The organism is Mesorhizobium sp. M6A.T.Cr.TU.016.01.1.1 (genome assembly GCF_003952585.1).
Lineage (GTDB): Bacteria > Pseudomonadota > Alphaproteobacteria > Rhizobiales > Rhizobiaceae > Mesorhizobium > Mesorhizobium mediterraneum.
Window position 1 is genome coordinate 2,578,117 of sequence record NZ_CP034452.1, and the last position, 26,509, is coordinate 2,604,625.

The following is a 26,509-nucleotide window of genomic DNA, read 5'->3' on the forward strand; positions in this document are numbered from 1 at the left end:
CCTCCGTCTTCTCAGATATTGTCTTCGCTGGCCGGCTCGCCCTTCATCTCGCTGCGGTAATAGCCGTCGCGCAGGTTGATGCCGTATTCGACATAGGCCTTCATGCAGGCCAGCATCTGCGACCAGCCCTCGCAATTGAGGTAGGACTTCTTCAGGCCGACCGCGTCCTCGTGCCAGCCGGTCTCGGCGATGGTGACGAAGGTGCCGCCGTCATCCAGCGGCTCGAAATTCATCTCGATGCGCGTCTTGTAGGCCGGCTTGCCGTCGGCGTCGGTGGCGTCCCAGCGCAGCACGATGCGACTGTCTTTCTCCACCTCATCGACCTCGACGGGAACCTTGCCCCACCAGACGACGCCGGCGCCGGCCACCAGCGGCGCGCTGGCGCCGCCGATCGTGGTGAAATAGCCGCTGAGCTTGGTCGGATTGACGACTGCGTCGAAGACCTCGGCGACCGGTTTGCCGATGCGGCCCGAAACTCTGAATCCAAGAGACATATCCACAGCTCCTTCCTTGATCAGGCCGATATTATGTTATAAAAATATAACATGTCAAGCAAAGCGCAGGACGACAATGTTTTCAAGGCGCTGGCGCATCCGCGCCGGCGTGCGCTGCTGGACGAGCTGAAGGACGCGCCGCGGACCACCGGCATGCTGTGCGATGCCTTTCCAGACATGGACCGCTGCACCGTCATGCTGCATCTGAAAGTGCTGGAAGAAGCCGACCTAGTCGTGGCGCGGCGCGAGGGCCGCGAACGCTGGAACCATCTCAACGCGCTGCCGATCAAGCAGATCCACGACCGCTGGATCAGCCAATACGCCACGCACGCGATCAGCATTCTCGACCGGCTGAAATCCGATCTGGAAGAATGAATGGCCGCAGGAATGCAGCTGGCGGGCGCATTGCGCGCCACCGTTACGGCGCGGCTGGACGAATTGAGCCGATTTATCTATAAGCCGGCCATTCCGACATAGAGCGCCGTACGTCCATCCGGACGCACCAGGGACGTTCTGAAATTTTGAATTCGAGCATTTTGGCAAATGGCGAGGTGACTACCTTGCTGCAGAATGCTCTGCCAAGAAGACGACAGGGGTGCCATGGCTGGCCATTCACAGTTCAAGAACATCATGCACCGCAAGGGCCGCCAGGACGCGGTGCGGTCGAAAATGTTTTCCAAGCTGGCGCGCGAAATAACCGTCGCCGCCAAGAGCGGCACGCCGGATCCGTCGATGAACCCGCGCCTGCGCTTGGCCGTGCAGAACGCCAAGGCGGTGTCGATGCCGAAAGACAATATCCAGCGCGCCATCAACAAGGCATCGATGGGCGACGCCGAGACTTACGAAGCCGTGCGCTACGAAGGCTACGGACCCGGTGGCGTCGCGCTCATCGTCGAGGCGCTGACCGACAACCGCAATCGCTCGGCGTCGAATGTGCGCGCCGCCTTCACCAAGGCCGGCGGGGCGATGGGGGAAACCGGCTCGGTGTCGTTCATGTGGAACCGTGTCGGCGAGATCTTCTATCCGGCGTCAGTCGGCAGCGCCGAGAAGGTCATGGACGCGGCGATCGAGGCCGGCGCCGACGACGTCCAGTCAGACGAGGAAGGCCACACGATCTATTGCGCCTTCGAGAATCTCGGCGAGGTGTCGAAGGCGCTGGAAGGCGCGCTCGGCGAGGCAGAGTCGGTGAAGCCGATCTGGAAGCCGCAGACCAACATCGCGGTCGACGAGGAGCGGGCACAGTCGTTGATGAAGCTGGTCGCGACGCTCGAGGACGATGACGACGTGCAGAGCGTCTACGCCAATTTCGAGGTCGACGACGAGACCATGGCGAAGCTCAGCGCGGCATGAGCACAGGTCAGCCCGGCATGAGCGGAGTTCAGTCCGAGATATGAGCGGAGCTCAATCTGACATATGAGCGGAGCTCAATGTGACATGACCGAAAAGCCGCTGCCGACCATCCGCATCACCTATTGCACGCAGTGCCAATGGCTGCTGCGGGCCGGCTGGATGGCGCAGGAGTTGCTCTCGACCTTCGGAACGGATCTGGGCGAGGTCACGCTGGTGCCCGGCACCGGCGGCATTTTCACCATTTCCTGCAACGACACGCTGGTCTGGGACCGCAAGCGCGACGGCGGCTTTCCCGATGCCGCAAAGCTCAAGCAGCTGATTCGCGACGTCATCGATCCGGACCGAGATCTCGGCCATGCCGACCGGAAGGGCCATAAGTCAAAAGACCCTGCCTGACGTAGGGTCTTTTGCGTTTCTACCCTGCATTCACCGCCACGCCATGATGAAGCAGGCCAGCGCCACGATGGCGGTAATAGTGCGGACGTGGTTCCACATCACCCAGTCCCTGAGATAGGTGGTCCACACCGCGGCGCCGTTGGCGCTTGCCGGATCGACGGCGGCCAGAGCGTTGTTGAGCGGCACGTTGAAAATCATGGTCACGATCAGGTTGCCGACGAGATAGATCAGGGCGCCAGCGAGAAGCCAGAACGAACCCGGCTGGTTCCAGCCGAGGATGGCGCCGACGGCGAGGACAAGGCAGATCAGCCCTGTGCCGAAAAGCGCGGTCATGAATATCGGCGTCACCGCGGTGACGTTGATCGAATTCATCGCGGCGATGCCTCCCGCGGCAGGCATGCGGGCGAGGCCCGGCATGACGAAGCTGGAAAAGGCGAAGAAGACACCAGCGACGACGCCCGAGCCGAGCGCGGCGATGAAGGTGAGAGTGGGAAGCAGTTTCACGATCATGTCAGTTGCTCCAGATGCCCGTAGCGGCGGTTTCGGTTACATAAGTGGAAAAATCTTTTGGGGCTCGGCCGAGCACGCGCTGGACGCCGTCGGTCAGCGCCTCGTTGCGGCCGTCGAGCACTTCGGTGAACAGCTCGTTGAGCAGCCAGGCGAACTCGGCCGGCAGCTCGTACCCGGCTACAGCTGCGGTGAACTCGGCATGCGAAATCCTGACAAACCGGATGTCGTGACCGCTCGCCTTGCCGATCTCGGCGACCGCGTCGGCGAAGCTCAGCAGCCGTGGCCCGGTCAGCTCGTAAAGCTGGCCGATATGGCTTTGCTTGGTAAGCACCGTCACGGCGGCGTCGGCAATGTCGTCAGCGTCGACGAATGGTTCTCCGACATTGCCGACCGGCAAGGCCACCTCCCCGGCGAGCAGCGGATCGAGCAAAAAACTCTCGCTGAAGTTCTGGGAAAACCAGGCGCAGCGCAGGATCGTCCAGTCGGCGCCTGAGACTTTCAGCATCTCTTCGGCACGTTGCGCTTCCGTTTCGCCGCGCCCCGACAGCAGCACCAGCCGGCGCACACCGCGCTCCACGGCAAGGTTGGCGAAGGCGCCGACCGCTTCGGCCGCACCGGGCACCGCAAGATCAGGATAGTAGCTGATGTAGACGGCGCCGACACCATCAAGCGCAGGTTCCCAGGTCGTGTCGTTTTCCCAGTCGAAGGGCGGCGTGCCCGAGCGCGAGCCGATCCGCACCGGCAGGCCCTGCGCCGCCAGCTTGTCCGCGAGACGACGGCCGGTTTTGCCTGTGCCGCCGAGGATCAAAGTCGGTTTTTTCGCTGTGTCGTTCATGGTGGTTCTCCTTGCTTGAAAAGATGAGTTTTCCTCACATTTGCAAAACGTGATAAACCCTCGTATTTTGTGAGTCAAGCCAGTTTGTTGGCCAATTTGTTGGATCATTCGCCAGGAGACAGTGATGGAAGGCTCGACCGTATCGGGTTCACAGGATGGCCAGATCGCGTTGCCGCGCCGGGCGCCAAGCCAACAGCGCAGCCGCGAGCGGGTCGAGCGGATGCTGGCTGCCGCCTCCGCGCTGATCGCCGAGCAAGGCAGCGATGCCATGCGCATGGGCGAAGTGGCGGAACGGGCCGGCGTGTCGATCGGATCGCTCTACCAGTTCTTCCCGGACAAGCGGGCGATCATCTGGGCGCTGGCCGAGCGTTACACCGCCGAAAGCCAGGCCTGCATCTCAGCGGCGCTGGCAGATGTCATCGATGCCGAAGGGCTGCGGCGGGCATTTTCGGAGCTGGTGGATATCTATTACCGGCTGTTCCTAGCGTCGCCTGTCATGCGCGACATCTGGTCGGGCACGCAGGCCGACAAGGCGCTGCGCGAACTCGAGCTCGCCGACAGCCGGGCCAACGCTGACTTCCTCACCGCCGTGTTGAAGCGGCTGCGGCCTGCCGCCGATCCGGCGGCGTTGGAAACGACGGCATTTCTCATCTGGCAGATGGGCGAGGCCACCATGCGGCTGGCAATCTCGGTCGCGCGGCAAGAAGGCGACGACCTGGTCGCCGCCTACAAGCGCTTGGCGCTGCGCGAACTGGTCGGCGAATAGGCCGCATTTCGGCAACAAAAAAACCCGCCACGAGGGCGGGTTTCTTCGATCCGAGAAAGGCCTGCGGCTTAGAGGCCGAAACCTTCGAAACGCTTCTTGAACTTCGACAAGCGGCCGCCGCGATCGAGCAGGGTCTGCTGGCCGCCGGTCCAGGCCGGATGGGTGGTCGGGTCGATGTCGAGGTTCATCGTGTCGCCTTCCTTGCCCCAGGTCGAACGGGTCATGTATTCGGTGCCGTCGGTCATGACGACCTTGATGGTGTGGTAGTCGGGATGGATGTCGGTCTTCATTGTGCTATTCCTGGTTCGCCGGCGCTGACGGGCATAAAGCCTGCGTCGATGCGCCCCTTTTTAAAACTCGAAGCCGCAGCTATTGAGGAGCCACGGCTTCTAAAACGGTCGGCGAGCCTATACATCAGCCGGAATTGAATCACAAGGCCGCGGTAAGCGCATATTGAGGCGCATACCCATAAGAGCCAGAGGAAACGGTCATGGCGCACACTAGCGGCGATGCAGACGAGCGTAGGCGCTCGCTCAAGCCGCTGCGGCGCCTGTTCCCCTACATCACCCGCTACCGGAAAACGGTCATTGGCGCGGTCGTCTCGCTGACCGTCGCGGCGGCGACGACGCTGGCGCTGCCGCTGGCGGTGCGGCGGATGATCGACCACGGCTTTTCCGCTTCCGATTCCAGTTTCATCGCCGAGTATTTCGCCATGCTGGTGGTGATGGCTGCCTTGCTCGCTGCGGCGTCAGCCAGCCGCTACTATTTCGTCATCACGCTCGGCGAGCGCGTCGTCGCCGACATCCGCAGCGATGTGTTCCGCCATGTCACGACGCTGTCGCCATCCTTCTTCGATACCGCCCAGTCGGGCGAGATCGTGTCGCGGCTCGCCGCCGACACGACGCAGGTCAAGTCGGCGGTCGGTGCCACCGCTTCGGTGGCGCTGCGCAACGTCATCCTCGGCCTCGGCGCCGTGGCGATGATGGTCTTCACCAGCCCGAAACTGTCGGGCCTCGTCATCGCCGCCATTCCGGTGATCGTGCTGCCGCTCGTCGCCTTCGGCCGTTCGGTGCGGCGCAAATCCCGGCTGGCGCAGGACACGCTCGCCGACGCCACGGCCTATGCCAGCGAGCAGATCGGCGCGGTGCGCACGCTGCAGGCCTTCACCAACGAGAAGCTCGTCACTGGGCATTTTTCATCTGCCGTGGAAACCGCGTTCGAAGCGGCGCGATCCTCGATCTTTGCCCGCTCCTTCCTCACTTTCTTCGCCATCTTCATGATCTTTTCCTCGGTGGTGGCGGTGCTGTGGTTCGGCTCGCGCGACGTGCTTGACGGCACGCTGTCGCCGGGCACGCTCGGCCAGTTCCTGCTCTATTCGGTGTTCGCCGCCGGCGCCCTCGGCGCGCTGTCAGAAGTGTGGGGCGAGCTTTCCCAGGCGGCGGGTGCTGCCGAACGGCTGACCGAGATCCTGGCCGAGAAGCCCGCGATCCAGGCCCCCGCGCATCCGAAACTGCTGCCGGCGACGGCCAGAGGCGCAATAAGTTTCGACGACGTATCGTTCTCCTACCCCGCTGGGCCCGACCGCGCCGCCGTCCACGGCCTGAGTTTCCAGGTCAAGCCCGGCGAGACGGTGGCGATCGTCGGCCCCTCCGGCGCTGGCAAGAGCACTGTCTTTTCGCTGCTTCTGCGCTTCTATGATCCCGAGACGGGCAAGATCATGATCGACGGCGTTAACGTGCGCGAGGCCGACCCCGTCGCCATACGAGAGCGCATCGCCATCGTGCCGCAGGATGTCACCATTTTCGCGGCCAGCGCACGTGACAATATCGGCTTCGGCCGTCCGGACGCCGGCGACGCCGAGATCGAGGCGGCGGCCAAGGATGCACTTGCCGACGAATTCATCCTCAAGCTCGAAAAAGGCTATGACAGCCAGGTCGGCGAGCGCGGCGTGACGCTGTCCGGCGGCCAGCGCCAGCGCGTGGCGATCGCCCGCGCGATTCTGCGCGATGCGCCGATCCTTCTGCTCGACGAGGCGACCTCGGCGCTCGACGCCGAAAGCGAGACGCTGGTGCAGACGGCGCTGGAACGGCTGATGAAGGACCGCACCACGATCGTCATCGCCCACCGGCTGGCGACAGTGCTCAAGGCCGACCGTATCCTGGTCATGGATGGCGGCTGCATTGTCGAGGAAGGCACCCACCAGAGCCTCGTCGCCAAGGGCGGCATCTATGCGCGGCTGGCCAAGCTGCAGTTCGAAACCGGGGCGAGTGCTTTCAGAGGTGCTGCCGAGTAGGCAGGAGCTATTCTACTGTAACCTCACACCGCTCCGTAGCGCTTCTTCAGGTGCTCCGTGAAATACACGGCGTTCAGTTTCTCGCCGGTGGCGCGTTCGAGCAGGTGGGGCGTCGACCAGCGCGAGCCTTGCGACCAGATCTTTTGCCGGCGCCAGTCGTTGATCGCCGCGAAATCTCCCTTGGCGAGATCCTCGTCGGCGGAGGGATGGTCTCTGGTCAGCGCCGCCCATTGCTGTGCCGCCATCATGGCGCCCAGCGTGTAGGAGGGGAAATAGCCAAAGGCGGCACCCGGCCAGTGCACGTCCTGCATCGGCCCGTCGGCCGGGTTGTCCGATGTCGACAGACCGAGATAGTCGCGCATCTTGGCGTCCCAGGCCTCGGGCAGGTCGGCAGCCTCCAGCCGCCCCGAGACAAGCTCCTGCTCCAACTCGAAGCGCAGGATGACGTGCAGCGGATAGGTGACCTCGTCGGCGTCGACGCGGATCAGGCCGCGCTCGACCCGATGCACATGCGGCAGGATGTCGTCGATCGACCAGGCCTCGCCGAGGTGCCTTTCGACCACCGGCAGCGCCCAGCGCCAGAATTCCGGATTGCGACCGATCTGCTTCTCGACGAACAAGCTCTGGCTTTCATGCACGGCCATGCCGCGCGCCTTGCCGAGCGGCCAGTGCGCCCACGACTTCGGCAGGTTCTGCTCGTAAAGCGCGTGGCCGGTCTCGTGCAGCACGCCCATCAGCGCCGACAGGAAGTCGGTCGTCTTATAGCGGGTGGTGATGCGCACGTCGCTCGGCACGCCGCCGCAGAACGGATGATGCGACACCGAAAGCGAGCCGTGCGTCAGGTCGAAGCCGACCGCCGCCATCATGGCGAGGCCAAGCTCGCGCTGCTTTTCGATCGCATAGCTGCCCGAAAGTGGCTTCAGCGGGCGCTTCGTCAGCCGCGCCTCCTGCACGGCCAGTGCCTCCGGCACGAAATCCCTGAGGAAGGTCTTCAACTCGGCGAAGACCGGGGTGATGTCGGCGGCGCGGTTGCCGGGATCATATTGCTCCATCAGCGCGTCATACGGATCGAGGCCGAGCACGTCGGCGCGAAGCGCTGCTTCCTCGCGCACCAGCGCCACGACGCCTTCGAGCGCCGGCAAAAACCCTGCCCAGTCGTTTTTCGCGCGCAGGTCGCGCCAGAGCTGCTCGGAGCGCATGCGCGCCGTCGTTTGGCGCTCGACGAATTCGACCGGCAGGCAGGTCAGGTTGGTGTATTGCCGCCGGAACTCCTTGACCGCTGCCTGCTGTTCCTCGTTCAGCGTTTCCTGTTCGGCCGCCGCGATCCAGTCGGCGATCTCCGGCGCGGTCGCTCTGGCGTGATGCATGCCGGCCAGCGCCGACATCGCCTCGGCGCGCTTCTCGCCGCCGCCGACGGCCATGTGGGTCGCCTCGTCAGCACCGAGAATGGCGAGCGCATGTTCCAGCGCTTCGAGCTTGTGGCCGAGGTCGTCGAGTTTTTGAAAGGACATGGCAGGTACCGCTGAATTTGAACGGCGGGAAAAGATACCAATGCGCGGGCATTGGCAACCCTGAAGGCCGTTTTGCGACGGGCGCTTTGATCGCGCCATACCTCGACGTGATCTGGCGGAAGCAAGGGGCATCCTGCGGAAGCGAGGACGGCGTGATCAATATCGCCTCGCCGGCCTTTGCGCGTCCCAAAAGGATGCGCGGCGCTGTCATGAAAGAGGCGCCCGCGGGGCAAAAGCCCCGCGGGCGCCGGGCAGTCCATTCCTCGATATGATCAGCCGTTTGGATTTCCGCCATCGGTGTAGTCGCCGATGTTGAAGGCGTTACCAGTGTCGAACAGCAGCGCCTGGTCGACATTATCGAGCCGGCGCAACAACTGCCGGTATTGCGCGCCCGGTATCCTGCCATGGTCTGTCGTAGCCACTCTCTCGGCGGCCTGGCTGATATGGGCCGCCCGCATGTGCAGCCTTTGTGCCTCGGCCGGCGTGATCGTGTTCTCCTGTCTCGCGTCCGCGATGCCCTTGTCCACGCCCTGAACCTGATCGATCAAGCTTGTCACGCGCGGACCGTAGAAAACGGTCGGCGTCGCCTCGTCGAGGGCGCTTTTGTGATGTCCGGCAGCGTAGGCGCCCGCGAACGGAACGGCGATGAGAAATGCGGTGAGGGTTGCAGTCCTGAGAGTTTTGAAAGAGCGCACGGCGGCGTCTCCTTTTATCGGGGAAGACGGCGGCTTGGGTCGCTCCACCTTCCGGTCACGGGCCGTCCGGTTCCGTCGCGTCGCGATGAGGGAGGGCATCGCCGGCGGTTCTCGGCCTTGCAACGGAAGTTAGGAGCGGGCCGCAGCAAAGTGTAATTAAAAAAAGATAATCTTTTCAGGCCTTGTTGACCACGAACCGGCGCCCTAGCTGGCGCCGCTCCGCCACAAATCGCCCCCCGGACCGATGTCTGGTGTCCCGCATTCCCCACAGCATTCGAGATAAAAGCCTGCCGACAAGCAACGAAGGCCCGCATCAGCGGGCCTTCGTTGCGGAAGGGATCATGCGCAAAATCAAAGGGTCGTGCGCAAGATCAAATTGCGGCGCTGTAATGGATGATTTCAGCCCCTTGGATAATTTGGGCCGTAGCCGTTTGGATAATATCCGCCATCGGCGCCGTTGCCGATAAGGAAGGCGCTGCCGGTGGCAGCCCGCAGCTTTTGGCTCACATCATCGAGCTGCGCCAGCAACTGCTGATATTGCGTGACCGGTATCGTTCCATCTCGCGCCGCCCTCTGGGCGGCCCGATCAAGTTGGGTGATCTGCGTGCGCAAGTCACGCGCCTCGCCCGGCTCGAGCTGGTTCGCCTGCATGGCGGCCCGGATACCCGTATCCACGCTCTGGATCTGATTGATCAAAGCTGTCTCACGCGGGCCGGCGTAGGCGCGAGCAAACGGAACGGCGACGAGAAGTGCGGCAAGCGTTGCAGTCCTGAGGCTTTTGGGCCTGAGGGTTTTGGGAGTGAAAGAGCGCATGGTTGCGTCTCCTTTTACTGGGGAAGGCGGCGGTTGGGACGCTCACCTTCCGGCCGTGGGCCGTCCGGTTCCGTCGCGTCGCGATGGGCGGTTCCACCGCCGGCGGTTCTCGGCCCCTTGGTACAACCTAGGAGCGGTTCTCTGCAAAGTGTAATCAAAAAAAGGTAATCTTTTCAGACCTTGACGGTCTGCGCTGGCACGCTAAATCCGCGCGTTCGCCCTGAGCCTGCCCGGTCTGGATCAACGCTCGGTCAGTTTCAGCTCGATGCGGCGGTTCTTGTTGCGCGCGTCTTCGGTGTCGGCGGGGTCGAGCGGCTGGAATTCGCCGAAGCCGGCCGCAACCAGCCGGTTGGCCGGCACGCCGTTCTCGATCAGGAACTTCACCACCGAGGTCGAGCGCGCAGTCGACAATTCCCAATTGTCGCGATAGCGGCCGGTGCCCGATAGCGGCTTGTCGTCGGTGTGGCCGTCGACGCGCAGCACCCAGCTGATCTCCGGCGGGATCTCCTTCTGCAGGTCGATAATGGCGTCGGCGAGCTTCTTCATCTCGACCTTGCCGGCGTCGTTGATCACTTCGGAGCCTGTTGGGAAAAGCACTTCCGACTGGAAGACGAAGCGGTCGCCGACGATGCGGATGTTCTCGCGGTCGGCGAGGATTTCGCGCAAGCGCCCGAAGAAGTCGGACCGGTAGCGGTTCAGTTCCTGCACACGTTGCGCCAGTGCGACGTTCAGGCGGCGGCCGAGATCGGCGATCTTGGTGTTGGACTCGCGATCGCGCGTTTCGGACACGTTGAGCGCTTCTTCGAGCGCTCCGATCTGCCTGCGCAGCGCTGCGATCTGCTGGTTGAGGATTTCAACCTGGCTCAGTGCCTGCTGGCTGATCTGGCGCTGGCTGTCGAGTTCGCCCGAAAGTGCCGTGGCGCGCTGGTTGGCCGCGTCGCCGGCACCCGCACCTTGCGCCAGCAATTGCTCGAGCCGGCTCTTTTCCGCCTCCGACGCCGACAGCGACGCCTGCAAATTGGCGAGCGAATCTTCCTTGTCCTGCGTCGTCGAGCGCTCCAGCGCCAGAAGCTGGGTCAGTTCGTTGATCTGCAAATTGAGGCGGTTGAGCACCGTGTCCTTGCCGGAGATTTCGCGACCGAGCAGGAACTGCGCCAGCACGAAGACCGTGAGCAGGAACATGATCGCCAGCAGCAACGTCGACAGCGCGTCGACGAAGCCCGGCCAGTAATCGATGCGGCGATCGTTACGCCGGCCCCTGGCGAGAGCCATGCTAATGGACTCCAGGCTTCTTCAGGGCGTCGGCGATCTTCTCCAGCGTGGTGCGCATCGCCTTCTGCTCGTCCGATTGGGCCTCGACCCAGTCGCGCATGATCTGCTGCTCCGAGCGCATGTTCTTGACCAGGCCCGAAATGCCGTCGGCAAGGTTGGCCATGGCGGTGGCGACGCGCGGATTGGCGCCGCCGCCATTCTCCTGCATGTTGCGCAGTTTTTCAGACAGGACGCGGATCTCGTCGGAGGATTCGGTCTTGGCCGGATCGGCGACGACGATGTCGGACGACAGGTCGGTGACCGAGGACAGCCAGTTTTCGAGCTCGGTGTAGAAGCGCGTCTGGGCGCGGCCAGCCTGCAGGTCGAGGAAGCCGAGCACCAGGGAGCCGGACAGGCCGAACAGCGAGGACGAGAAGGCGGTGCCCATGCCGGCCAGCGGCGCGGAAAGCCCCTGCTTCAGCGATTCGAGCACGGCGGCGGCATCGCCGGTGCCGGGATCGAGCGACTCGATGGTTTCGCGGATCGAGCCGATCGTGTTGAGCAGGCCCCAGAAGGTGCCGAGCAGGCCAAGGAACACCAGCAGCCCGACGAGGTAGCGCGAGGTGTCACGGGTCTCGTCAAGGCGGGTGGCGATCGAATCGAGCATGGTGCGCATCGAGCTGGTCGAGAAGGCGATCGTCGACGAGCGGCCGATCATCGCCTTCATCGGCGCCAGCAGCACCGGTTCGGTGGTTTCGGAGCCGGCCCGAAATGAGTTGACCCAGCGCACTTCGCGAAACAGCCGGCCGACCTGCACGAAGGCCAGCAGGATGCCGACGACAAGCACGCCGATGATCAGGCCGTTGAGGCCGGGATTGGTGACGAAGGCGCTCGAGATCTGACGGGTCAGGATGGCGGCGATGAAGGCGACGATCATCAGGAAGATGACCATGGTCAGGAGAAAGACCTGCGGGCTCGACAATTTGTGCGGGTCGTACATCAGAACGTCGGAGCGTTTGCCCATGCCGAAAGATTTGAAAAAAGTCATCCGTGTGCCGTTTCCGATGCCGCCGATCACGTTGAGCGCGACTCTAAACGGAATTATGACGAAATTGAATGGCGTGTGGCAATATTGCCGACCGGATCATTGGCGTTAGAGTCGATTGATGACCAGGCAGTCGACCATGGCTGCCAGATGCAGGCCGGCGCCGGTGACGACAAAGCCGTGCCACAGCGCAGTGTGGAAGCGCAGGCCCTTCCAGGCGAAGAAGATGACGCCGCAGGAATAGACGATCCCGCCGGCAACGATCAGCGCGATCGATGTCGTCGGCAATGTCTGGACGAGCGGCTCGACAAGAACGATGCCGCTCCAGCCGATGGCGAGATAGAAGACGATCGCCAGCCGGTCGAAGCGGCCGGGAAGAAGCACTTTGATGGCGATGCCGATCGCTGCAGCAGCCCAGACCAGGACGATCATCGAGATGGTCAGCGGCGAGCCGTCGAGCTGCGCGAGGAAGGGCGTATAGGTCGCGGCGATCAGCAGGTAGATCGCGGCATGGTCGAAGCGCCGCAATATCCACTTGGCTGGCGACGACACCGGCCACAGATTGTAAGCCATCGACACCGACAGCACGGTGAGCAGCGAAACCACGTAGAAAGCGGCGGCAATGTATTCGCCCGGACCGGTATGGAAGGCGGCCAGCGCCAGCAGCGCCGAGCCGGCGGCAATGGCCAGCACGATGCCGACCGCATGGACGATGCCGTCGGCGATCATTTCGGCGCGCGAATAGTGCCAGCGTCCCATAAAGGGGATTTCGATCTGGGATTCTGGCCCGATGTCCGTCATGAACAATCCTGCATCACCTCTTATCTGGGCGGATGCAGGACAGTATTTCAAGCTTTGGTTGCGGTTTTGCGACTGCGGCGGTTCAGCGCGCCAAGTCCGCTAGAGCCCGATCCGATAGAATCGGGATGGGCTCTATCTTTTTGATCTAGCGCGGCGCCACCGGCTTCCGGACGGTCTTCAACAACGCCCGCTGAATGATCTCGTTGCCGGCGACGACCGAGCCGCCATCCAGCATGTTCTGCCCGCCGGCGAAGTCGGAGATGAAGCCGCCCGCCTCGCGGATCAGCAGGATGCCGGCGGCAACGTCCCAGGCCGACAGGCCGGTTTCCCAGAACCCGTCCATGCGGCCGGCCGCTACGTAGGCGAGATCGAGCGAGGCGGAGCCGAGGCGGCGCACGCCCGAGACTTCGGCCATCACGTTGCGCAGCTCGACCAGGAAATTGCCGTGCTGGCCGCGGCCGAGATGTGGCACGCCGCAGCCGATCACAGTATCGATCAACTTGGTGCGGCCGGCGACCCGCAGGCGGCGATCATTCATGAAGGCGCCGCCGCCGCGCTCGGCGGTGTAGAGCTCGTCCATCGCCGGATTGTAGACGACACCGGCAACGATCTGGCCCTGGCGCTCCAGCGCGATCGAGATAGCGAACATCGGAATGCCGTGCAGGAAATTGGTGGTGCCGTCGAGCGGGTCGACGATCCAGCGGTGCTGGCCGTCATCGCCTTCGATCAGGCCGCGCTCTTCCATCAGGAAGGCGTAGCCCGGCCGCGCCTTCGACAGCTCGGTGAAGAGGATGTCTTCGGCCTTGCGGTCGGCCTGGCTGACATAGTCGCCTGGGCCCTTCATCGAGACCTGCAGGTTCTGCACTTCGCCGAAATCGCGCGACAGCGAGCGGCCGGCCTTCATGGCGGCCTGGACCATGACATTGAGGATCGCGGAACGCGCCATTGTGCTTCTTCCTGCTGCGCTTCTTCCTGCTGCCGGCGCCTTAGTCGGCGCGGCGCACGTAAGTGATTTCGTTGGTGTCGACGATGATGCGCTCGCCCGAACCGATGAAGGGCGGCACCAGCACGCGGATGCCGTTCTCAAGTATCGCCGGCTTGTAAGACGAGGCCGCGGTCTGGCCCTTCACCACCGGATCGGCCTCGGTGATGGTCAGCGTTACCTGGTCGGGCAGCGAAATGCCGATCGGCCTTTCGTCATAGAGCTGGACCGTCACCATCATGCCGTCCTGCAGGAAGGCGGCGCGGTCGCCGACAAAGTCCTTCTGCAATTCAAGCTGCTCGTAGCTTTCGGTATCCATGAATACCAGCGCTTCGCCCTGCTCGTAGAGGAAGGAAAAGTCCTTCATCTCCAGCCGGATCTGTTCGACGGTTTCGGCGGAGCGGAAACGCTCGTTGAGCTTGGTGCCGTTGATCAGGTTCTTCAGCTCGACCTGGTTATAGGCGCCGCCCTTGCCGGGCTTGACGTGATTGGTCCTGACCGCCACCCAAAGGCCGCCATCATGCTCGATGACGTTGCCGGGACGGATTTCGTTGCCATTGATCTTGGCCATGAGGATGTGATCCGGGATGAGATTTTCGCAATGAAAGCGATTTGGTGCCTCCAAGACCACAAATCTCCGGGAGAGGCAAGGGAGTGGCGGGCGCACAGCCATCCCGTGGCGCTCTACGGCAGGCGGTTGGCCTTCTGCAGTGCCTGCTTCGTCTGGTCGTCGGTCAGGCCCTGCAGAAAATCGTCCATCTGCGGGTCGATGAGCCCGGCACGGCGGGCGACGACGTACCAGGCGCCGGCAAGGATCGGATCCGGATCGGTGCCGATGCCGCCCATGTAAAGCTTGGCGAGGCGGTTCTGGGCAGCGACATTGCCGCCTTCGGCGGCCTGCTTCATCCAGCCGAAGCCGGACTTCAGGTCGCGGGCGCCACCACGTCCTTCGATCATCCAGGCGGCGAGATCGATCTGTGCCGTATCGTAGTTCTGCCGTGCTGCCTGTGCCAGCAGGCCTCGCGCCTGGACATCGTCGCGCGGCTTGCCGCCGACGCCATTGGCATAGACCTGCGCCATCGCATACTGCGCGTCGGCAAGGCCGGTAGCGGCGGCGCGCTGATAGTAGGACACGGCCTTTGCGATACCGGCATCGCCGGGATCCTGCTGGACCAGCAGCTGCGCGAAATTGAACTGCGCCAGACGATTTCCGGCCTCGGCGGCGGCCTGCATCAACGCGTAGGCCCCCTTTTCGTCCTTCTTGACGTAGCGGCCGTCGAGCAGCATCAGCGCATACTGGAACTGCGATTCCGGTACGCCCTGCTCGGCGGCAAGCGCGTACCACTTTGCCGCCTCCGCCGCGTTGACCGGCATGCCAAGACCGCGCGACAATATCTCGGCGACTAGCGTCTGCGCCGCCGGATCGCCGTTCTGGGCGCGGGCCAAGGCGAGGTTGTAGGCCGTCTTGTAAAGGCCGCGCTGGAAGGCGCCATAGGCAGAATCCGACGGCTTTGCACCAAAGCGATCCGGATTGATGGCGTCGGCCGACGGCAGCGGGGCCGTGGTGGCAGGCTGCGGCAGCGGCGTGGCGATCGGCTTGTCCGTCTTTGCACCGACGTTGGGTTTGGCTTGCGGCAATGGGACGGTTTCCGCCATGGCGGTCTGCACCGCGAGCGCCACAAGCAAAGCACCGAAAAGGATTGTCCGCGTGGGCACGTCAGTCCTCGAAACGCGGCGCGGCCTCGTCGAGCAGCGTATTGGCGCTGGCGACTGCCATCTTTGGATCGACGCCTTCGGCAAAGATGGCGCTGGACAGCGCCACGAATTCGGCGCCGGTGGCAGCCACCGCTTCCACCGAGGCGATGTCGGACCCGGCCATGACGATACAAGGAATCTGGATCACATCTGCCCACCATTGCCCCAGCGACAGGTTGCGTGGGTGCGGCTCCGGCTTGTTGTCGTAGCCGAAACGGCCGAAGAAGATGTAGTCGGGCCTGAGCTCACCGAGTTCCAGCGCATCGTCGCGGGTCTTGGCGCCGCCGGTGCCGACCATCATTTTTTCCTGAAAACGTTCGATCGTCTCGGCGAGTTCGGCCTTGCCGACCTCGATATGGATGCCGTCGGCCTGAACGCGGCCGGCGATGCGGGTGTCGCCGGCAATGACGACGGCAACGCCTGCCGCTTGCGCCGCCGGCACTATCTGTTCCGCGAAGGCCTGGAAGGAGGCCTCGTCCATGCCGTTCTCGGGCAGGATAAGCGAGGCGACGTCGCCGCCCTCGAACGCCGCAACGATGCGCTCAGCCGACACGCCCGGCGGCGCGATCAGCACGATGCGGCAGCGATTTGGAGGCGTTGCGTCGTTCATTGGTTTTCGATCCCGGTTTTCGCCTATGCCGGGCGAAGATGGTTGCATTGCGGCATAGAGCAAAGTGCCGGCCTTGAACAGGCGGGCGGGGCAGGATCATTGGCGCAGGATTGTCGTCCGGCGACGTTCTTGCCTCACTTGATTGCCTGAGTGCTCCCGGCTGGGGTCTTCGATTTCCACAGCGTCCAGCCAAGATTCATGCCGGCGGCGGCGATCAGGATGGCGGCGGCGCCGACGATCTGGGCCGGATGCAGCCGGTGGCCGAAGGCGACGACATCGACCAGGATCGCGACCACGGGGTAGATGAAGGACAGCGACCCCTGCAGATGCGTCGGCAGTTTCTGAATGGCGCCGTACATCAGGATGTACATCAGACCGGTATGGACGACGCCAAGCGTCGCCAGCATGCTCCAGCTCCACGCATCGGCGGGAAGTTGGGAAAAATTGGCGAAGGGTGCCAGCATGACGACGCCGACGCAGACCTGGATCAGGGCGATCAGGTGCGGTGGCGTGCCTTTGAGCTTCTTGGTGACGATGGCGGCGACGGCCCAGAAGAAAGCCGCACCCAGCGCCATCGCGATACCGGTAAAATAATCCGTGCCGACATTACCTGTATTGGGGCCTGCATCGGAGCCGGCATCAGGCGAGCCTTGCACGATCAGCAGCATGCCGGCAAAGGCGATGCCAAGCCAGGCCAGCTTTGTCATGGTCAGCCGCTCTGAGAAGAAGAGCGCGCCAAAGCCGACCAGCATGAAGGGCTGCGTGTTGTAGACAGCCGTGGCGATCGAGATCGAGGCGCGGGAAAACGAGCTGAACAGGAGCAGCCAGTTGACGACGATGGCAGCACCCCCCAGAGCCGCGATCGCCACGATGCGCAGTGACAGCCTGCCGCGCAGCAGCCCCAAGGCAGCGCAGATGATCAGCAGCGTTATCGCGCCGAAGGCACAGCGCCAGAAGACGACGTCCATGATGGGCTGGCCCGACATGACGACGAACCATCCGATCGTGCCCAGGATCGTCATTGCGGCCGTCATTTCGATCGTGCCACGCACCGTGCTGTCCATGAAATACCCCTGAGATCTGTTGAGACTTGATAATCTCACATGGTTCCGGCGCTTTCCATGATTTGCAGAAGGTGTTATCCCTGCTTTGCCTAATTAAGTGAGGCAAATCTCGTTTTCGATTGAGGATCGTAAAATGCTGGACGACCTGGACAAAAAGCTTCTCGACATCCTGATCCGGGATTCACGAACCTCGCTGAAGGAGTTGGCCCAGCAGGTCGGGTTGTCGTCGCCAAGCGTTTCGGAGCGGCTCCGACGTCTCGAGGATCGCGGCGTTATCAGGGCTTTCACCGTCGAGATCGATCCCCAAGCGCTCGGCTACACCTTGCAGGCGATCGTTCGCATCCGGCCCTTGCCGGGCAAGCTGCATATCGTCCAGAAGCTGATCGAGGAGATCCCGGAGTTTGGCGAATGCGACAAGGTGACGGGCGACGATTGCTTTGTTGCCCGGCTGTTCGTGCGCTCGATCGGCGATCTCGACAAGCTCCTCGACCGTATCGCCGACAAGGCCGAAACCAGCACAGCCATCATCAAGGCGCAGCCGATCCGGAGGCGCCCGCCACCGCTCGACATGCCAAACATCTGACAGGCTCCGGTGGCATCGCGTACATATTTTGCGGTCGCGGCGTGACCATTTCTGGTCTATTCCAGAGCCCGACCTTCCCTCCAACTGCTCCCCTCCGATGTCAGGCCTGCTTCTCGATCCGTGGTTCTATGCCGCCGCCATTCCAGCCGTCATCCTGGTCGGTCTGTCCAAGGGCGGCTTTGGCGGTGCGGTCGGCTTCGTCGGCGTGCCGCTGATGGCGCTGGCCATGCCGCCGGTGCAGGCCGCCGCCATCCTGCTGCCTATACTGTGCCTGATGGACATCGTCTCGGTGTGGACATGGTGGCGTGTCTACGACCGCAAGATGCTTATAGACATGATGCCAGGCGCGGTGATCGGCATCGGCCTCGGCTGGCTGACCGCGGCGCTGGTGACAGCGGAAATGGTGCGGCTGATCGTCGGCGCCGTGGCGATTATCTTCGTGCTTCGCTGGGTCTATCTACAGATGCGGCACGGTGCAAACCACTCAGCCGAGCCCAACCGCGCCGCTGCCGCTTTCTGGGGGACGGTCGCCGGCTTCACCAGCTTCGTCGCCCATGTCGGCGGCCCACCATTCCAAGTGTATGCGCTGCCGATCCGGCTCGATCCGAAAGTGCTGTCGGGCACCGCCGCAATCTTCTTTGCCGCCACCAATGCTTTGAAGCTCATCCCCTATTTCGCGCTCGGACAGTTCGACACCACCAACCTGACCGCGTCGGCGGTTCTGGTACCGCTGGCGCCGCTTTCGACCATCGCCGGCGCCTGGCTGGTGCGGCGGATGCGGCCGGAACTGTTCTACCCCTTCACCTACGCGACCGTGGCGGTCGTCGCGGTCAAGCTTCTGTGGGACGGGATCGCCGGCCTTCTATAGATCGCCGTGGCCGAGTTGCCGTCAGCTTCACGGCAAAGTTCGGGCGGCACTCGGCACCGGCATCGTTCAACGATTGCGCAAGCGCGTCACGCTGTTTTCTGCTATTCTGACAGCGCCGGGAAGGGTCGGGCGCCACGCGACATCGTCCAGAAACATTGCCGATGCTAATGCGCCGATGCCGGGGACCCCGGTGGCGGGTCGACCGCCTGAATTCAACCCATTCCCATAACGGGAAAAGGCAAATCGGGGGATACTATGCAAAAGGTAGCACGAAATTTCTTCACGCTGGCCGTCATCTACGCGATGTTCGGGATGGCGCTTGGCCTTGAGATGGCGATCAGCAAAGACCATGCGCAGATGCCGACCCACGCCCACATCATGGTGGCCGGATGGCTGATGTCGGCGGTGTTCGCCTTCTTTTACCATCTGTTTCCGGCAGTCGGGCAAAAGACGCTCGCTACTGTCCATTTCTGGTTGACGGCAATCAGTGGCATCGGCCTGTTGATCGGCCTTTACATCATGCTTGGCGGAAACCCGGCGATCGAGCCACTGGTGGCAACGTCCTCGATGGGCTTTTACGCGGGATTGCTGCTGTTTGCCTACATCGCACTGCCGGTGGTTTGGAAAGCCGAGCGGCTTCCTGAGGCGCAAAAGGCCTGAGCCCAAAGGGTTGAGCCCGGGCCTGAGCATGTGCTGTTACGGCACAGGCGGGCGGCGCTAGCTCAAAAAATATCCGCGCCGTTAAGGCTTCATTAAGCTTTACAGGCGTTTACTATGTGCATCCAGTGATCTGGATTCTTACCGAGTGGTTGGAGCCACTTTGTTTGACGCCTCCCTGTTAAACTCCTGAGAGCCGCCTTATCCGCGGCTCTTTTTTTGCCCGCAATCCGGATTGCCCGGGCGTCTGCGCCGCCGTTAACCGTTTGTTAAACATGTGCTTGCCTTCACCCGCTCCGAAGCGCATTTTCAAGCCTCGGTCATATAGGGTGCAGGACGTGACGGCGATGACGCCGATTCGGCCGGCTGTAAGGCAAGTGCAGGGCGTATCGATGAACGAGACTTCGAAGGGAAGCGCGAAAACCATCAAGCTGGCGGAGCGCCGGGTTTTCTCCCAATCCTTCAAGCCGCTCTACCAGGAAGGCATGGGCCTGGTCGAGCAGGCGGCCGAATATCTGGACGGCAAGGGCCGGGCCGAGGCGAAGAAATTGTCCAGGCTGGCGGCGACGCTCTATGCGGCCGAGTCGATGCGACTGACCACAAGGCTGATGCAGGTCGCTTCCTGGCTGCTCTTGCAGCGTGCGGCGAATTCCGGAGAGATGACCCGCGATCAGGTTGCTTCCGAAAAATCCAAGGTGCGTCTCGACACCGCTTCCGCCAACAACGATGCCGCAGGCTGGGTCGAATTGCCCAAGGATTTTCTTGACCTCATCAACCGTTCGCTGCGCCTGCAGGCGCTGGTGCGTCGCATGGACGAGGAAATCTACGGCGGCGCCGTGCCTGACGTGTCGCCATCCGGCCGCCGCGTCAATCCGGTTTCCGATCAGATCACGCTGCTCAACACGGCTTTCGCCCGCGGCTAAGAGACTGTTTGGAAACTCTACAGCGCCGCTCGTCCTTTGGACGCGACGCTGTAGCGCTTTTGATTTTGCGCATGATCCTTTCCGAAATCTTTCCGATTTTCGGGGTCATGCGCGGGCTCACGGACCCAAATGTCCGCTGCGCTCCGGTTCTCGAAACCGCCACCATATGACGCGCCGGAGCGACTTTCGAAACAGTCTCTTAGGGGCTCTCCTGGGGACGTAGCGGACCTGTTTCTGGTTTGTTCACATTTCGCTGGCATCGCTGTCCGCTAGGGGTAGACTTGGCGGATGGGGGAAGCGATTCGCATCATCGGCATTGATCCGGGGCTGAGGCGCACCGGCTGGGGCATCGTCGAGAGCCTCGGCAATTCGCTGCGCTTCGTCGCCTCCGGCACCGTGCGTTCCGACGACAAGGCGGCGCTGGCGACGCGTCTTTGCCAGTTGCATGATGGGCTCGCCGAGATCCTGCATGCCGCCATGCCGCACGAGGCGGCGGTCGAGCAGACTTTCGTCAACAAGGATGCGGCAGCGACGCTGAAGCTCGGCCAAGCGCGCGGCATCGCCATGCTGGTGCCGGCGCGGGCAGGCCTGGTCGTTGCCGAATATGCGCCCAACGCCGTCAAGAAGGCGGTGATCGGCGTCGGTCATGGCGACAAGAAGCAGATCCACATGATGGTCAAGGTGCTGATGCCGAAGGCGACTTTCGATACCGACGATGCCGCCGACGCGCTGGCCATTGCCATCTGCCATGCGCATCACCGGCAGAGTGTTGCCTATAGGATGGCGCTCGCCTAGAGCGACGAGCGTCCATTTGGACGCACAAAGCACGTTCTAGCACTTTGAATCTACGCATCGTGCTTTCCGAAAATCGATTCCGATTTCGGAACGATACGATAAGTTTGTTCTTGACTTGTTCTCAGGGTTGGCAATAAGTAATACCTGAGAGGTATTACCATGCGGGTGACAACCAAAGGACAGGTGACGATCCCGAAAGAGATACGGGATCGCCTGGGCATCGGCCCAGGCTCGGAGGTGGAGTTCTTGCCCACTGACGATGGAGTTCGTGTCGTTGCGGTCAACGAAAACATTTCCGAAGAGGAGGCTTCCCGTAGCTTCAGCCGGCTGCTCGATCAGATGGCCGGCACGCTGGATCTGGGAGGGATGACGGCAGACGAGTACATCGAGTGGCTGAGGGGTCCACGTGAAGATCTCGACATTGATTGACACAAATGTCCTGATCGACGTTTGGGGTCCTGCCGGACGGGAGACGAAGTGGTCGGCGTCGGCGATCACCGCATGCCGGCGCGATGGCGCACTCGTTATCAACACAATCGTCTGGTCCGAACTCGCGCCGCTGATAGCGACGGAAGCCGCACTTCGTAAAGCAGTCGAGACGCTCAAGATGGATCGCGAACTCTTGCCATGGGAAGCGGCGTTCCTTGCCGGCGTCACGCATTCCCGCTATCGCCGCGCAGGGGGGCTCCGCGAACGAACGCTGCCGGATTTCTTTATTGGAGCCCACGCCGTCGTTGCGGGACATCGTCTGCTGACACGCGATGCCGCGCGCTATCGCAGCTACTTCCCGGACCTCGACATCATGTCTCCGGAAACCTATCCATGAGGGCCTTGCATCCATGAGAGCCTTGGCATGATCGGCAAGCTCAGAGGCACGCTGGACGAGATCGACGAGGATTTCTGCATCGTCGATGTGCACGGCGTCGGCTATGTCGCCCACTGCTCGGCGCGCACGCTTGCCGCTTTGCCGGCACCCGGCGAGGCGGTGGTGCTGTTCATCGAGACCTATGTGCGCGAGGACATGCTGCGGCTCTACGGTTTCCAGTCGGTGCTCGAGCGCGAGTGGTTCCGGCTGTTGATGAGCAATGTGCAGGGCGTCGGCGCCAAGGTGGCGCTGGCCATCCTGTCGACGCTGGCGCCGGCCGATCTCGCCAATGCCATCGCGCTACGTGATATTGCCATGGTTAGCCGCGCGCCGGGCGTTGGCAAAAAGGTGGCCGAGCGCATCGTCACCGAACTGAAGAATAAGGCGCCGGCCTACGCGGGCACTGCCTCCGGCACCATCGGCCTGAAGCAGGAGCTCGGCGAAGGCGTCGCGCCGGCGCCGATCACCGACGCCGTCTCGGCGCTGGTCAATCTCGGCTATTCGCGCGATACCGCCGCCAATGCGGTGGCGGCAGCGCTGAAAAGCGCCGGTGGGGACGCGGATGCGTCGAAGCTGATCCGCTTCGGGCTGAAGGAACTGGCGCGGTGAGTCTACGCTTGTCCAGCTCCCTGCCCTGTGCAAGGAAGGCGGCATGAGCCTTTCGCCACGCCTCATTGCTCCCGACAAGCGCGGCGAGGATGCCGAGCAGACCTTGCGGCCGCAGACGCTCGGCGAGTTCGTCGGCCAGGCGGCGGTGCGGGCCAATCTCAAAGTGTTCATCGAGGCCGCCAAGGGCCGCAGCGAGGCGCTCGACCACGTGCTGTTCGTCGGCCCGCCCGGCCTCGGCAAGACGACGCTGGCGCAGATCATGGCGCGCGAGCTCGGCGTCAATTTCCGCTCGACCTCCGGTCCGGTCATCGCCAAGGCTGGGGATCTCGCAGCGCTGCTCACCAATCTCGAAGATCGCGACGTGCTGTTCATCGACGAGATCCATCGGCTCAATCCGGCGGTCGAGGAAATCCTCTATCCGGCGATGGAGGATTTCCAGCTCGACCTGATCATCGGCGAAGGGCCGGCGGCGCGCTCGGTCAAGATCGATCTTGCCCGCTTCACCTTGGTCGCCGCAACCACCCGGCTCGGTCTTTTGACCAATCCGCTGCGCGACCGTTTTGGCATTCCGGTTCGTCTCAATTTCTACTCGGTCGAGGAACTGGAGCAGATCGTGCGGCGCGGCGCCCGCATCCTTGCCATGCCGCTCGGCGACGATGGCGCGCTGGAGATCGCGCGGCGGGCGCGCGGCACGCCGCGCATCGCCGGCCGGCTGTTGCGCCGCGTGCGCGATTTTGCCTCCGTCGCCGGCGACGGTCATGTCGATCGCCAGATCGCCGACGAGGCGCTGACGCGGCTCGAGGTCGATGCACTCGGCCTCGACGCGCTCGACCGCCGCTATCTCTCGATGATCGCGCGGAATTTTGGCGGCGGGCCTGTCGGCATCGAGACCATCGCTGCAGGGCTCTCCGAGCCGCGCGATGCCATCGAGGACATCATAGAGCCCTATCTGATCCAGCAGGGTTTTATTCAGCGCACGCCGCGCGGCCGCGTGCTGACCGCCAATGCCTGGCGGCATCTCGGCCTCGACGCGCCGAAGGACCTTGCGCAGCAGCAGATCAGCCTGTTCCAGGAAGAGTAGCGTCCGCGCGGCCCTTCGTTCCTGCGCAAAATCTCCTAATCCCGGTCAGCTTGCCGGCGCATTTGCGGGCTCTAACGCCTCGCGCTGTGGGACCGTCGATCCCACGAACGACGGAGCTGAGCGATGATCACCAGACGTGGCTTCCTGCGCCTCATCGGCGGTTCGTTCTTATCCGCCGTGTCGCTCAGCGCTTATGCGGTTGGCCTGGAGCCGATGTTGCTGACGCATGTAAAGCGCTATTCATTGACGCCGCCAAACTGGCCTGCAGGATTGCGGCTTCGCGTTGTCGCTCTCGCCGATATTCATGCTTGCCGGCCATGGATGACGCCGGAGCGGATCAGGTCGCTTGCCGAACGGGCGAACACCCTGCAGCCGGATCTGATTGTCCTGCTTGGCGACTATGCATCCGGCACGCGCCTGGTGACGGACTGGGTGGATTCCTCTGAATGGGCGCCGGCCTTGTCCGATTTGAAGGCGCCGCTCGGCGTGTGGTCGATCCTCGGCAATCATGACTGGTGGGAGGACCTTTCCGCGCAAAAGGCCGGGTTCGGGCCGACGGTGGCGCGCAGGGCGCTCGAGAGCGCCGGTATCCCGGTCTTAGAAAACGATGTCGTCCGCCTTGAAAAGGACGGGCATGGCTTCTGGGTCGCCGGGCTTGCGGACCAACTTGCGCTGCGGCCGGGCAAAGCCTGGGGCCGTAGCAGATTCAAAGGACTGGACGACCTGCATGGCACGCTGGCAAAGGTGAGCGACAAGGCTCCCGTTATCCTGCTCGCGCATGAGCCGGATATATTCCCGAAGGTCCCGTCACGGGTTTCGTTGACTCTTTCAGGCCATACCCATGGCGGACAGGTGCGGTTGCTCGGCTATTCTCCGGTCGTGCCATCCCGCTTCGGCAACCGTTTTGCCTATGGCCATGTCGTGGAGGAGAGCCGCAACCTGATCGTCTCCGGAGGGCTCGGCTTCAGCATCCTGCCGGTGCGTTTTGGGGTGCGCCCAGAGATTCTTTCGATCGAACTGGGTTCAGCCTGAACCGCTTCAATGAAGCGACTTGATCATCTCCATCACATCCGGCTCGGCTTTTTCTCTGTCAAAAGCGTCGACGATGCCGAAGGCGCCGCCATAGCTCCAGACCGACCAAGAGAAGCCATGAGCTTCGGCGCGCGCGACCATGTCCCTGACATAAGCGGCGCGGTATTTGGCCGGCATCACATAGGCATTGCCGTATTCCTGGAGGATCATGCCGAACTCGCCGAGCGTGATGTTCTCCGGTTTTATCCCATTGGCCTTCGCCCAGGCTTCGATAGTCTTGAACGGCGTGTCCATGACAGCGAGCAGCTTCTCATCCGTGTCCATGCTGGCGACCTGCTCGTCGAGATAGGCAAGCAGACCGCTCTGCCGCGCCCATGGCGCCTCGGCCTTGATCCTTGCCCGGATCGTATCGAGCGTAGCATCCAGCTGGGCGCGCGGGACGGCGCTGAGCGGATAGGGCAGGCCGGTCACGTAGGGGATGAAGTCGCCGGCCCAGGTCGCGCCCTGGTGGGTCAGCAGGAACGGCTCGTAGGAGTGAAAGGTCCAGATGATGTTGTCGTCGGGGATCGCCTTCGGATCGATCTTTGCCAGCGATGCCGCATTGGAATAGCAGGCGCCGGTCAGGATCAGGGTGAGCTTGGTGGCCGACGAACGCGCAGCCGCGAACAGTTTCTGCTGGCGCTCCGGCCAGAGGCTGGTGACGTCGCTGTCGCAGTCGACGACCGGCTCATTCATCGGCTCGAAGGCGACTTGGCGCGGATCCTCATCGGCCAGCGTGCGCGCCATCTTGCGCACCATTTCGACATAGGCTTCGAAGGTTTTCGGCTCGTCCATCACCTCGCCCATGCCGATCTTGCGGCTGCTGCCGCTGGGGATCAGATGCATGTCGACGATCACCTTCAAGCCGGCGCGATTGATCATCCGCACCGAGTCCAGCACGCTGGCATAGAGTTCGTCGCGCAGCGCCGCCGTCTCGTCCGACAGGAACGGCGACGGATCGACCGGCATGCGCAGGAAATCGAAGCCGGCGCCCTTCAGCGCCTCGAGGCCATCATCGCCAAGGAACTTGCGCCATTCCGGATAGGGCAGGATTGCCTGCCGGTCGCCCCATTTGTCCTCGCTCGGCCAAGTCGTCCATTGGTCGAGATTGAGGCCGCGCTTCACCGAAAAGCTCGCCGCCTGGCCCGGCAGCGCCAGCGCGGTCAGCACAAGCAGCGCCGCCATCAAGGTCTTGATCATCGCCGTCAACAGTGCCATCGGGTTCATGCGCCAAGCTAATGAGTGTCGCCCAAAAGTGTGTAGCGGCTTTGGGACAACGACACGCACGGAAACAACTACCTAAAGCGCGTCGCGCTTTAGGTGCCCGGTCAGGCCCAAAAAGGAAAGCGCGATGGACGATCATGGTGAATCGGCGGCGCTCGGCGCCGGGCTTTCCGGCGCGCTGACGGAATTCGGCCACCGGCTGATGGCGCGGGTCTATTATGCCGACACCGATTTCTCCGGCGTCGTCTACCACGCGCGCTATCTCGAATTCTTCGAGCGTGGCCGTTCCGATTATCTCAGGCTTGCCGGCGTCCATCACACCGAGCTCGCCAACGGCAAGCATGGCGAAAGAATAGTCTGGGTGGTGCGGCGCATGGAGATCGACTTTCGCGGGTCCGCCCGCATGGACGACATCCTGACCATCGAGACGCGCACCGAGGACATTTCGGGCGCCCGCATCTTCATGGCGCAGCAGCTGAAGCGCGGTGGCGAGGTGCTGGTCGAGGCGCGGGTCGAGGCGGCGATCATCGGCGAGAATGGCCGGCCAAGACGTTTTCCGAAGGAATGGATCGCGGCCTTCATGCCCACAAATCGATAAGTTCAAATCGGCAAATTACCGACGCCGATGCTCCGCTGACGATGGCTGGCGGCTCGCCCAAGGC

32 protein-coding genes are annotated in these 26,509 nt (G+C 62.9%); 16 read left to right on the forward strand and 16 right to left on the reverse strand.

From position 1 onward, the window contains the following. Positions 1 to 11: 11 nt before the first annotated feature. Entirely contained in the window at positions 12 to 494 is a 483-nt protein-coding gene (locus EJ075_RS12320) for an SRPBCC domain-containing protein (RefSeq protein WP_126104519.1), read from the reverse strand. A 51-nt stretch (positions 495 to 545) separates the two neighbouring features. On the opposite strand from EJ075_RS12320, the gene EJ075_RS12325 reads away from it, so the two are divergent. The 3 genes from EJ075_RS12325 (at position 546) to EJ075_RS12335 (ending at position 2,240) form a co-directional block, all read left to right on the forward strand. Beyond that, positions 546 to 869 (forward strand): metalloregulator ArsR/SmtB family transcription factor, encoded by a 324-nt coding sequence (locus tag EJ075_RS12325; RefSeq protein WP_095487445.1) that lies wholly within the window; start codon positions 546 to 548, stop codon positions 867 to 869. 225 nt (positions 870 to 1,094) lie between these two features. Then, entirely contained in the window at positions 1,095 to 1,844 is a 750-nt protein-coding gene (locus tag EJ075_RS12330; protein WP_126104520.1) for a YebC/PmpR family DNA-binding transcriptional regulator, read from the forward strand. An 84-nt stretch (positions 1,845 to 1,928) separates the two neighbouring features. Beyond that, positions 1,929 to 2,240 (forward strand): SelT/SelW/SelH family protein, encoded by a 312-nt coding sequence (locus EJ075_RS12335; protein ID WP_126104521.1) that lies wholly within the window; start codon positions 1,929 to 1,931, stop codon positions 2,238 to 2,240. A gap of 30 nt (positions 2,241 to 2,270) precedes the next feature. Here EJ075_RS12335 and EJ075_RS12340 read toward each other — a convergent pair whose 3' ends face one another. Together EJ075_RS12340 and EJ075_RS12345 are read right to left on the reverse strand one after the other, a co-directional pair. Next, a complete protein-coding gene (locus EJ075_RS12340) occupies positions 2,271 to 2,750 on the reverse strand; it encodes an anthrone oxygenase family protein (protein WP_126104522.1) in 480 nt (159 codons plus the stop codon). A 1-nt stretch (position 2,751) separates the two neighbouring features. Then, positions 2,752 to 3,585, reverse strand: coding sequence for an NAD(P)H-binding protein (locus EJ075_RS12345; RefSeq protein WP_126104523.1), 834 nt, complete (start codon positions 3,583 to 3,585; stop codon positions 2,752 to 2,754). 124 nt (positions 3,586 to 3,709) lie between these two features. Here EJ075_RS12345 and EJ075_RS12350 point away from each other — a divergent pair, with 124 nt between their 5' ends. Then, positions 3,710 to 4,351: a TetR/AcrR family transcriptional regulator gene (locus EJ075_RS12350; RefSeq protein ID WP_126104524.1), complete on the forward strand. Its 642-nt coding sequence runs from the start codon at positions 3,710 to 3,712 to the stop codon at positions 4,349 to 4,351. A gap of 68 nt (positions 4,352 to 4,419) precedes the next feature. On the opposite strand, the gene rpmE is transcribed toward EJ075_RS12350, so the two are convergent. After that, positions 4,420 to 4,641, reverse strand: coding sequence for a 50S ribosomal protein L31 (gene rpmE, locus EJ075_RS12355; protein WP_006327661.1), 222 nt, complete (start codon positions 4,639 to 4,641; stop codon positions 4,420 to 4,422). A gap of 200 nt (positions 4,642 to 4,841) precedes the next feature. Here rpmE and EJ075_RS12360 point away from each other — a divergent pair, with 200 nt between their 5' ends. Further along, on the forward strand, positions 4,842 to 6,644 hold the full coding sequence (locus EJ075_RS12360) for an ABC transporter transmembrane domain-containing protein (protein WP_126104525.1): 1,803 nt from the start codon (positions 4,842 to 4,844) through the stop codon (positions 6,642 to 6,644). Between the two features lie 23 nt (positions 6,645 to 6,667). Here EJ075_RS12360 and EJ075_RS12365 read toward each other — a convergent pair whose 3' ends face one another. The 11 genes from EJ075_RS12365 to EJ075_RS12415 all read right to left on the reverse strand — a co-directional run bounded on the left by EJ075_RS12365 (position 6,668) and on the right by EJ075_RS12415 (position 17,171). Continuing rightward, positions 6,668 to 8,155, reverse strand: coding sequence for a carboxypeptidase M32 (locus EJ075_RS12365; protein ID WP_126104526.1), 1,488 nt, complete (start codon positions 8,153 to 8,155; stop codon positions 6,668 to 6,670). A gap of 272 nt (positions 8,156 to 8,427) precedes the next feature. Then, positions 8,428 to 8,850: a hypothetical protein gene (locus EJ075_RS12370; protein ID WP_126104527.1), complete on the reverse strand. Its 423-nt coding sequence runs from the start codon at positions 8,848 to 8,850 to the stop codon at positions 8,428 to 8,430. Between the two features lie 399 nt (positions 8,851 to 9,249). Beyond that, positions 9,250 to 9,546: a hypothetical protein gene (locus tag EJ075_RS12375; protein ID WP_348627368.1), complete on the reverse strand. Its 297-nt coding sequence runs from the start codon at positions 9,544 to 9,546 to the stop codon at positions 9,250 to 9,252. A gap of 357 nt (positions 9,547 to 9,903) precedes the next feature. Beyond that, entirely contained in the window at positions 9,904 to 10,935 is a 1,032-nt protein-coding gene (locus EJ075_RS12380) for a peptidoglycan -binding protein (protein WP_095487431.1), read from the reverse strand. Between the two features lies 1 nt (position 10,936). Continuing rightward, a complete protein-coding gene (locus EJ075_RS12385) occupies positions 10,937 to 11,962 on the reverse strand; it encodes a MotA/TolQ/ExbB proton channel family protein (RefSeq protein ID WP_095487693.1) in 1,026 nt (341 codons plus the stop codon). A 105-nt stretch (positions 11,963 to 12,067) separates the two neighbouring features. Further along, entirely contained in the window at positions 12,068 to 12,760 is a 693-nt protein-coding gene (locus EJ075_RS12390) for a hemolysin III family protein (protein WP_126104529.1), read from the reverse strand. Between the two features lie 145 nt (positions 12,761 to 12,905). Continuing rightward, positions 12,906 to 13,706 (reverse strand): inositol monophosphatase family protein, encoded by an 801-nt coding sequence (locus EJ075_RS12395; protein ID WP_095487429.1) that lies wholly within the window; start codon positions 13,704 to 13,706, stop codon positions 12,906 to 12,908. Between the two features lie 40 nt (positions 13,707 to 13,746). Continuing rightward, positions 13,747 to 14,313 (reverse strand): elongation factor P, encoded by a 567-nt coding sequence (gene efp, locus EJ075_RS12400; RefSeq protein WP_095487427.1) that lies wholly within the window; start codon positions 14,311 to 14,313, stop codon positions 13,747 to 13,749. Positions 14,314 to 14,426: 113 nt separating this feature from the next. After that, positions 14,427 to 15,398 carry a tetratricopeptide repeat protein gene (locus EJ075_RS12405; RefSeq protein ID WP_126107322.1) on the reverse strand — a complete coding sequence of 324 codons (972 nt, stop codon included), beginning with the start codon at positions 15,396 to 15,398 and terminating at the stop codon, positions 14,427 to 14,429. A gap of 61 nt (positions 15,399 to 15,459) precedes the next feature. After that, on the reverse strand, positions 15,460 to 16,107 hold the full coding sequence (locus EJ075_RS12410; RefSeq protein WP_126104530.1) for a thiamine phosphate synthase: 648 nt from the start codon (positions 16,105 to 16,107) through the stop codon (positions 15,460 to 15,462). A gap of 134 nt (positions 16,108 to 16,241) precedes the next feature. Continuing rightward, entirely contained in the window at positions 16,242 to 17,171 is a 930-nt protein-coding gene (locus EJ075_RS12415) for a DMT family transporter (RefSeq protein WP_126104531.1), read from the reverse strand. A gap of 133 nt (positions 17,172 to 17,304) precedes the next feature. Here EJ075_RS12415 and EJ075_RS12420 point away from each other — a divergent pair, with 133 nt between their 5' ends. The 10 genes from EJ075_RS12420 (at position 17,305) to EJ075_RS12465 (ending at position 24,584) form a co-directional block, all read left to right on the forward strand. Next, positions 17,305 to 17,754, forward strand: a complete 450-nt coding sequence (locus EJ075_RS12420) for an Lrp/AsnC family transcriptional regulator (RefSeq protein ID WP_095487421.1) — start codon at positions 17,305 to 17,307, stop codon at positions 17,752 to 17,754. 97 nt (positions 17,755 to 17,851) lie between these two features. Next, positions 17,852 to 18,622: a sulfite exporter TauE/SafE family protein gene (locus EJ075_RS12425; RefSeq protein WP_126104532.1), complete on the forward strand. Its 771-nt coding sequence runs from the start codon at positions 17,852 to 17,854 to the stop codon at positions 18,620 to 18,622. Positions 18,623 to 18,877: 255 nt separating this feature from the next. Further along, positions 18,878 to 19,282, forward strand: a complete 405-nt coding sequence (locus EJ075_RS12430; RefSeq protein ID WP_126104533.1) for a hypothetical protein — start codon at positions 18,878 to 18,880, stop codon at positions 19,280 to 19,282. Positions 19,283 to 19,671: 389 nt separating this feature from the next. Next, positions 19,672 to 20,202, forward strand: coding sequence for a DUF1465 family protein (locus EJ075_RS12435; RefSeq protein WP_095487415.1), 531 nt, complete (start codon positions 19,672 to 19,674; stop codon positions 20,200 to 20,202). Between the two features lie 288 nt (positions 20,203 to 20,490). Next, positions 20,491 to 20,997 (forward strand): crossover junction endodeoxyribonuclease RuvC, encoded by a 507-nt coding sequence (gene ruvC, locus EJ075_RS12440; protein WP_126104534.1) that lies wholly within the window; start codon positions 20,491 to 20,493, stop codon positions 20,995 to 20,997. A 159-nt stretch (positions 20,998 to 21,156) separates the two neighbouring features. Further along, on the forward strand, positions 21,157 to 21,426 hold the full coding sequence (locus EJ075_RS12445) for an AbrB/MazE/SpoVT family DNA-binding domain-containing protein (RefSeq protein ID WP_126104535.1): 270 nt from the start codon (positions 21,157 to 21,159) through the stop codon (positions 21,424 to 21,426). Next, entirely contained in the window at positions 21,404 to 21,823 is a 420-nt protein-coding gene (locus EJ075_RS12450; protein WP_095487409.1) for a type II toxin-antitoxin system VapC family toxin, read from the forward strand. The genes EJ075_RS12445 and EJ075_RS12450 overlap by 23 nt, the downstream gene beginning before the upstream one ends. 27 nt (positions 21,824 to 21,850) lie before the next feature. Continuing rightward, positions 21,851 to 22,471: a Holliday junction branch migration protein RuvA gene (ruvA, locus tag EJ075_RS12455; protein WP_095487407.1), complete on the forward strand. Its 621-nt coding sequence runs from the start codon at positions 21,851 to 21,853 to the stop codon at positions 22,469 to 22,471. Positions 22,472 to 22,514: 43 nt separating this feature from the next. Then, the gene (gene ruvB, locus EJ075_RS12460; RefSeq protein ID WP_095487405.1) at positions 22,515 to 23,552 is read left to right on the forward strand and encodes a Holliday junction branch migration DNA helicase RuvB; all 1,038 of its coding nucleotides are present in this window, start codon (positions 22,515 to 22,517) and stop codon (positions 23,550 to 23,552) included. 123 nt (positions 23,553 to 23,675) lie between these two features. Further along, on the forward strand, positions 23,676 to 24,584 hold the full coding sequence (locus EJ075_RS12465) for a metallophosphoesterase (protein WP_126104536.1): 909 nt from the start codon (positions 23,676 to 23,678) through the stop codon (positions 24,582 to 24,584). A gap of 6 nt (positions 24,585 to 24,590) precedes the next feature. Here the strand turns inward: EJ075_RS12465 and EJ075_RS12470 are convergent, their stop codons facing one another. After that, entirely contained in the window at positions 24,591 to 25,841 is a 1,251-nt protein-coding gene (locus EJ075_RS12470; protein ID WP_126104537.1) for a cellulase family glycosylhydrolase, read from the reverse strand. A 133-nt stretch (positions 25,842 to 25,974) separates the two neighbouring features. Between EJ075_RS12470 and ybgC the strand changes: the two genes are divergently transcribed. After that, positions 25,975 to 26,445 carry a tol-pal system-associated acyl-CoA thioesterase gene (ybgC, locus tag EJ075_RS12475; protein WP_126104538.1) on the forward strand — a complete coding sequence of 157 codons (471 nt, stop codon included), beginning with the start codon at positions 25,975 to 25,977 and terminating at the stop codon, positions 26,443 to 26,445. The last annotated feature ends 64 nt before the right edge of the window (positions 26,446 to 26,509 follow it).

Bases quoted from the DNA above. Each gene is read 5' to 3' on its own strand.
- EJ075_RS12360 (WP_126104525.1), top strand. From the start codon at position 4,842: ATGGCGCACACTAGCGGCGATGCAGACGAGCGTAGGCGCTCGCTCAAG.
- EJ075_RS12350 (WP_126104524.1), top strand. From the start codon at position 3,710: ATGGAAGGCTCGACCGTATCGGGTTCACAGGATGGCCAGATCGCGTTG.
- rpmE (WP_006327661.1), bottom strand. From the start codon at position 4,641: ATGAAGACCGACATCCATCCCGACTACCACACCATCAAGGTCGTCATG.
- EJ075_RS12330 (WP_126104520.1), top strand. From the start codon at position 1,095: ATGGCTGGCCATTCACAGTTCAAGAACATCATGCACCGCAAGGGCCGC.
- ruvB (WP_095487405.1), top strand. From the start codon at position 22,515: ATGAGCCTTTCGCCACGCCTCATTGCTCCCGACAAGCGCGGCGAGGAT.
- EJ075_RS12365 (WP_126104526.1), bottom strand. From the start codon at position 8,155: ATGTCCTTTCAAAAACTCGACGACCTCGGCCACAAGCTCGAAGCGCTG.
- EJ075_RS12410 (WP_126104530.1), bottom strand. From the start codon at position 16,107: ATGAACGACGCAACGCCTCCAAATCGCTGCCGCATCGTGCTGATCGCG.
- EJ075_RS12320 (WP_126104519.1), bottom strand. From the start codon at position 494: ATGTCTCTTGGATTCAGAGTTTCGGGCCGCATCGGCAAACCGGTCGCC.
- EJ075_RS12425 (WP_126104532.1), top strand. From the start codon at position 17,852: ATGTCAGGCCTGCTTCTCGATCCGTGGTTCTATGCCGCCGCCATTCCA.
- EJ075_RS12445 (WP_126104535.1), top strand. From the start codon at position 21,157: ATGCGGGTGACAACCAAAGGACAGGTGACGATCCCGAAAGAGATACGG.
- EJ075_RS12380 (WP_095487431.1), bottom strand. From the start codon at position 10,935: ATGGCTCTCGCCAGGGGCCGGCGTAACGATCGCCGCATCGATTACTGG.
- ruvC (WP_126104534.1), top strand. From the start codon at position 20,491: ATGGGGGAAGCGATTCGCATCATCGGCATTGATCCGGGGCTGAGGCGC.
- EJ075_RS12435 (WP_095487415.1), top strand. From the start codon at position 19,672: ATGAACGAGACTTCGAAGGGAAGCGCGAAAACCATCAAGCTGGCGGAG.
- EJ075_RS12345 (WP_126104523.1), bottom strand. From the start codon at position 3,585: ATGAACGACACAGCGAAAAAACCGACTTTGATCCTCGGCGGCACAGGC.
- efp (WP_095487427.1), bottom strand. From the start codon at position 14,313: ATGGCCAAGATCAATGGCAACGAAATCCGTCCCGGCAACGTCATCGAG.
- EJ075_RS12385 (WP_095487693.1), bottom strand. From the start codon at position 11,962: ATGACTTTTTTCAAATCTTTCGGCATGGGCAAACGCTCCGACGTTCTG.
- EJ075_RS12430 (WP_126104533.1), top strand. From the start codon at position 18,878: ATGCAAAAGGTAGCACGAAATTTCTTCACGCTGGCCGTCATCTACGCG.
- EJ075_RS12470 (WP_126104537.1), bottom strand. From the start codon at position 25,841: ATGGCACTGTTGACGGCGATGATCAAGACCTTGATGGCGGCGCTGCTT.
- EJ075_RS12395 (WP_095487429.1), bottom strand. From the start codon at position 13,706: ATGGCGCGTTCCGCGATCCTCAATGTCATGGTCCAGGCCGCCATGAAG.
- ybgC (WP_126104538.1), top strand. From the start codon at position 25,975: ATGGACGATCATGGTGAATCGGCGGCGCTCGGCGCCGGGCTTTCCGGC.
- EJ075_RS12465 (WP_126104536.1), top strand. From the start codon at position 23,676: ATGATCACCAGACGTGGCTTCCTGCGCCTCATCGGCGGTTCGTTCTTA.
- EJ075_RS12325 (WP_095487445.1), top strand. From the start codon at position 546: ATGTCAAGCAAAGCGCAGGACGACAATGTTTTCAAGGCGCTGGCGCAT.
- EJ075_RS12335 (WP_126104521.1), top strand. From the start codon at position 1,929: ATGACCGAAAAGCCGCTGCCGACCATCCGCATCACCTATTGCACGCAG.
- EJ075_RS12405 (WP_126107322.1), bottom strand. From the start codon at position 15,398: ATGGCGGAAACCGTCCCATTGCCGCAAGCCAAACCCAACGTCGGTGCA.
- EJ075_RS12420 (WP_095487421.1), top strand. From the start codon at position 17,305: ATGCTGGACGACCTGGACAAAAAGCTTCTCGACATCCTGATCCGGGAT.
- ruvA (WP_095487407.1), top strand. From the start codon at position 21,851: ATGATCGGCAAGCTCAGAGGCACGCTGGACGAGATCGACGAGGATTTC.
- EJ075_RS12390 (WP_126104529.1), bottom strand. From the start codon at position 12,760: ATGACGGACATCGGGCCAGAATCCCAGATCGAAATCCCCTTTATGGGA.
- EJ075_RS12415 (WP_126104531.1), bottom strand. From the start codon at position 17,171: ATGGACAGCACGGTGCGTGGCACGATCGAAATGACGGCCGCAATGACG.
- EJ075_RS12340 (WP_126104522.1), bottom strand. From the start codon at position 2,750: ATGATCGTGAAACTGCTTCCCACTCTCACCTTCATCGCCGCGCTCGGC.